The sequence below is a fragment of the Lapidilactobacillus concavus DSM 17758 genome (assembly GCF_001435835.1).
In the GTDB taxonomy this organism is placed as follows: Bacteria; Bacillota; Bacilli; order Lactobacillales; family Lactobacillaceae; genus Lapidilactobacillus; species Lapidilactobacillus concavus.
The window spans coordinates 1-4,405 of the sequence record NZ_AZFX01000079.1 but is presented as its reverse complement, the minus strand read 5'-3'; the positions used below and the strand labels follow the sequence as shown (position 1 = coordinate 4,405).

The window sequence follows — 4,405 nt, the reverse complement described above, 5'->3', positions numbered from 1 at the left end:
CGAGAGTTACCAGAGTTGAAACCTTGACGATCATAAGGATCGTAGCCTAGAACAGACGATCATAAGGATCGTAGCCTAGAACAGAAGTTAACTCGGCTTGAAGTAACGTATTTAATGTATCCTGCAGTTGTTTTCTAAAAACTTCTTTTAAATCACCATGAGATAGTAGTACATTTGCCAATTCTTTGTTAAACTGATTCATAGGGGAAGACCTCCGTTGATTTGGTTTAGACGCTTATAATCATACGGGGAAGGTCTTCCCTTTTTCAATACTCATTTACACAAAATATTTTACACTCTCCTTCTTTCATTTCTGATTGAATACGTGACATTTCTTTTTCATAGTTTATATCTAAATCATGGTCAATAAATTCTATATATTTACTAGGTGCAAGAGAATAATTGGCTTCTTTAATTTTATCTATAGTCACTGACTTGCATAATTCCGGAATATCTTCATAGTCGCTACCTTTTTGCCAAGATTGATATATCAACTTAACTTTTGCTATTTGTTCATCAGTCAAGATTGTTTTTTTCTTATTTGTTCCTTTTTCAACCTTGTATTGTTGTACATGATCATTCCATTGACGTAAATCCATAAAAAGAACTTCATTTTGATGATTTCGAATTAAATGACCGTGTAATTCATGATCGGATTTATTATTGTTCAAAATCCACAAAGTCACTGAAATATCTGTTGTATAAAACATATTCCGTGGCAAAACGATAATAGCTTCAACTTTATCATTTTCAATTAATTTTTGCCGAATTTCTCTCTCAATTCCATCTGCATTTAATGCGCCATTGGCAAGCAAAAAACCTGCAACACCATTAGTCACATCAAGTTTAGAAAGTATATGCAAAATCCACGCATAGTTAGCATTTGATTTGGGGGTACTGCATACCCTTGCCAACGTGGGTCGTCTAACAGTTCATTTTCTCCACGCCAATCCTTAAGGTTAAACGGAGGATTAGCCATGATATAATCTACCTTCATATCTTTATGTTGATCATCTGTAAAACTTGAACTTTCTCCTAGTCCTTGTTTGCCCAAATCATAGGAAATTCCTCGAATCGCCAGGTTCATTTTTGCTAACCTTCTTGTATCAGGATTCTTCTCCTGACCTATTATTGAAACTGCCGATTTGTTACCATTATGACGTTCAATAAACTTCATTGATTGAACGAACATTCCACCCGATCCACAAGCAGGATCTATCAAGACGCTATGTTTGATACAAAGAAAAAAGCCTTCTCCGGTGTGTAAATACCGAAAAAAGGCTTGATTTTGCTGGACTTACACGGTATTTGCCGTCTGTGGAAGCCCAGCATTTATACTATTGTCAGTGTTTTTTACCCGCCTCGGACGGTGCTGGAGGTGATTCCGACAGGCCCGGAAAAGGTAAAATTAAAAAGTATGCCAAAATTAAAAAGTGTAATTATTATTCCTCCGGCGGGTCAAAATCCTCATCCGTGCATTTACGAATGATATGCTTAGTGCGGTCAAGCGGCAGAGGAACATCCTCCTCTGCGAAATACTCCACCTTTACTACTTCTGCAGCAGAATGGTGGTTATCTTTGCCCACGGGTACAATCACGTAATCGCCAACGGAAATATTGTCCTCATCGGCAATGTAATAATAGCTTTTGTAGCCCTCGTCGAATTCCACGCTACAGTAGATGTAATCGGTTCTGCGGCGCTTGACTTTCTCATAGACCGCAGGGTCAAGTATTTCGCCCATTCCGTAGAAACGCATAAACTGCCATACAGACTCGGCAAAATCGCTCCAGTACTCTGGAAGCGCCTTCTTATCATATGTTCCCTGAAGGACACGCTGCGGTCCTTTTTTGAAGTCCACTATGATGGTATAATCCTTGGTTTCAAGCGGGTTGTCCACCACATCATCAGGATTGCCCTCAATTTCGCCAAACAGGTCATCCGCATCAATGTCATTGAGCAACTCTTCAATGCCACCCTGAACATAGTATTTTCTGGACACTACACAACCGCTGCCGATCTTCTGAATATGCTCTAAGGTCTCGCTTTCACGGTCAAGCACCAATCTCTCGCTGTAGTCCCACATCACGTATTCAACGGTTTCAGAGACTGGCTGCTTCGGCTTTATTTTGGTAATGCGGTGATAATCAATGGTAATGCGGTCAACTCTATCTGGCTTGTTATTGCCGTCAAATACATAGAGGTCATCCATTCCGAGAGCCTCTCGCACCATATCCGACAGGTCAACACCATCTACTTCAAAGTCCGCAATTAACGAACCACGGTACTTATAGACTTCGCCATCGGTGTTGGTAATCTCCATCTCCCACTCGCCAATGTCGGTAGCAAACACCTCAATGTACTCGGTGCTGAAATATTGTGCGATGCTATTCAACACCTTAGCAGCAGTGTTCTTTTCAATTTTATAAATCTTACTTCTGGACTTTTCGTGGCCACTGTATCCAGATCCAAAATTGTAGGCCGAGAACCACACACGGCCATCCGTGTTGATGGTGACGTGTTGTTCGACCTCGTCATCCAGTTCTGGTGCTTGACCATAACAGATGTTATTGGAAACGATGCGCACTTTCTGCGGAGTGCCTTTGAACCGATTCAACTGATATTCTGCCAGTTCACCCAGACGGGACAAAGCTATCGTAACCCAAGCACGGTTCTGCGGTTCCAAAATTTCCGCACCGGAATACGCCCAATGATTGAAATACCGCCATTGAGAATAAATAGCCGAACCGAGCAACGGAATATCGGTTATCTCTCCAACGATGCGTTCCAATGCCTCAAAATTATTTGCCGCATTGCCATATTTCTCGGAAAAAGCGTGACCGCAGTCCATTACAAAGCCAAGAGCCTCACAGTCATCGGCCATATAGTGGTCTACAAGTTCGATATAGTTGATTTTCTTATCCATGAATTTGTCATACCACTTGACGGCAAATTCGTGGATTTGCTTCATGTCTGCCACTGCGATACACCTCCTATCAATCATTCATAAATGCGTCAAATTCCTCAATGCAATCAATCCATTCCAGTTCCCTTTGCTTTTTGGCCTTACTATCAAGAACTGTTGCATTCGGATTTCTTTTCAGGATTTCAGCCTTCATCTTCTTTTGTTCCGATTTTGTTGTAGGAACCAGCTTTGTGCCACCCCACCAAGTTTTCGCTATCTTCTGGGTAACATCATAAACAGGCTCTGGAGCCTTCTTTTTTCTACCGAACATGACCGACCTCCGTTAATCCATGCTACCGCTGCCTCTGTTGCCGCCAAACTCACACCCGTGTACATGGTCGTGGCCATAGTACCAACGTCCATAACGATATCCGTAGTGAGGTGGGCAATGAGCGCAGTCTCCGTTACAACGACCGTTATGCCGGTGTTGATTGGAACCGATGGCCATGTCGATACCGGCAATCACGCCAAACAAAGTAGCAAAGAAACCGGGCCGTTTCGGTGGTGGACAGTAATCGTCGACATATATATCAACCTCTTCCAGAGGTTCATCTTCTTCGGTTTCCTCTGGTTCCTCATCTTCGTATTCTTCCTCTTCACGCAACTCTTCCGGCAATAGAATATTCCGCTGCTTGCAGATTTCGATGATAACCTCATCATCAATCTCGCCATACAGATATTCCATATCCTCGGCTATTAATCGCTCCGCTGAATTGCGCACTGCTGCTATCGCCAGCGTCTTATCATTGATACAGGCAAACTCGACCAGATCAGAGCCTGAAAAGGCCAGTTTAGCCTCGACCGCTTTGCGCAGAAGACGGTTTGCCGCCGGTACATTGATCTGCAGCTCGATGATGATTTCACCAACCTCATCCTCTGTACCGAGAGAAGTCAACGCAGACAGATTACGGACCTGAGTGCTTTTGGCCCAATCATAGAATTTCTCGTAATATTCATCCCATGTATATTGTCTCACGATGACACCTCCATTCAGAAACCAAAACTATACTCGACGGCCCATTCCATATAAGCGTATAAATTCATCTGAAAACTTTTTAACAAAATCACGGTCAAGTGCTGTAGCTAAGGTTTCATCGTTATAATTTTCGGCCTTAGTCCAATTATAGGAGCCGTGCATTACATATTCAAAATCAATAATGCAGAATTTATCATGCATCCTATTCCAGTCATCCCATCCATGATGTGGAATAAGCATTAGGTCAAAGTTCTCGGAAAGTTGCTGATAGAACGGCCTGTTGCTGCTTTCTTCGGAGATTATTAACCTAACATGCACTCCCTGTTTCTTTTTAGCAAGCAATTCATCAATGATCGCTTGATTGCTTAACCACGCTACTGCAGCCCAAATTGTATATTTCGCATCTCGAATTGCTCCTATGTCAATAAATGGCACATCTTTTTCTAAACACTCGTTCTAATTCTGT

4 protein-coding genes and 2 pseudogenes are annotated in these 4,405 nt (G+C 42.2%); all 6 read right to left on the bottom strand.

Annotated elements, in window-relative coordinates; genetic code table 11:
- Window positions 1-202: pseudogene (locus FC15_RS06915) on the bottom strand (hypothetical protein); the annotation flags it as partial.
- 64 nt (window positions 203-266) lie between these two features.
- Window positions 267-1,177: pseudogene (locus FC15_RS06910) on the bottom strand (N-6 DNA methylase).
- 265 nt (window positions 1,178-1,442) lie between these two features.
- A complete protein-coding gene (locus FC15_RS06905) occupies window positions 1,443-2,978 on the bottom strand; it encodes a hypothetical protein (RefSeq protein WP_201779859.1) in 1,536 nt (511 codons plus the stop codon).
- Window positions 2,979-2,994: 16 nt separating this feature from the next.
- Entirely contained in the window at window positions 2,995-3,234 is a 240-nt protein-coding gene (locus FC15_RS06900; protein ID WP_057825219.1) for a hypothetical protein, read from the bottom strand.
- A gap of 12 nt (window positions 3,235-3,246) precedes the next feature.
- Complete coding sequence (locus FC15_RS06895) at window positions 3,247-3,939, bottom strand: hypothetical protein (protein ID WP_057825217.1); 693 nt, start codon at window positions 3,937-3,939, stop codon at window positions 3,247-3,249.
- Window positions 3,940-3,966: 27 nt separating this feature from the next.
- Window positions 3,967-4,374 carry a phospholipase D-like domain-containing protein gene (locus FC15_RS06890; RefSeq protein ID WP_057825214.1) on the bottom strand — a complete coding sequence of 136 codons (408 nt, stop codon included), beginning with the start codon at window positions 4,372-4,374 and terminating at the stop codon, window positions 3,967-3,969.
- Window positions 4,375-4,405 lie beyond the last annotated feature (31 nt).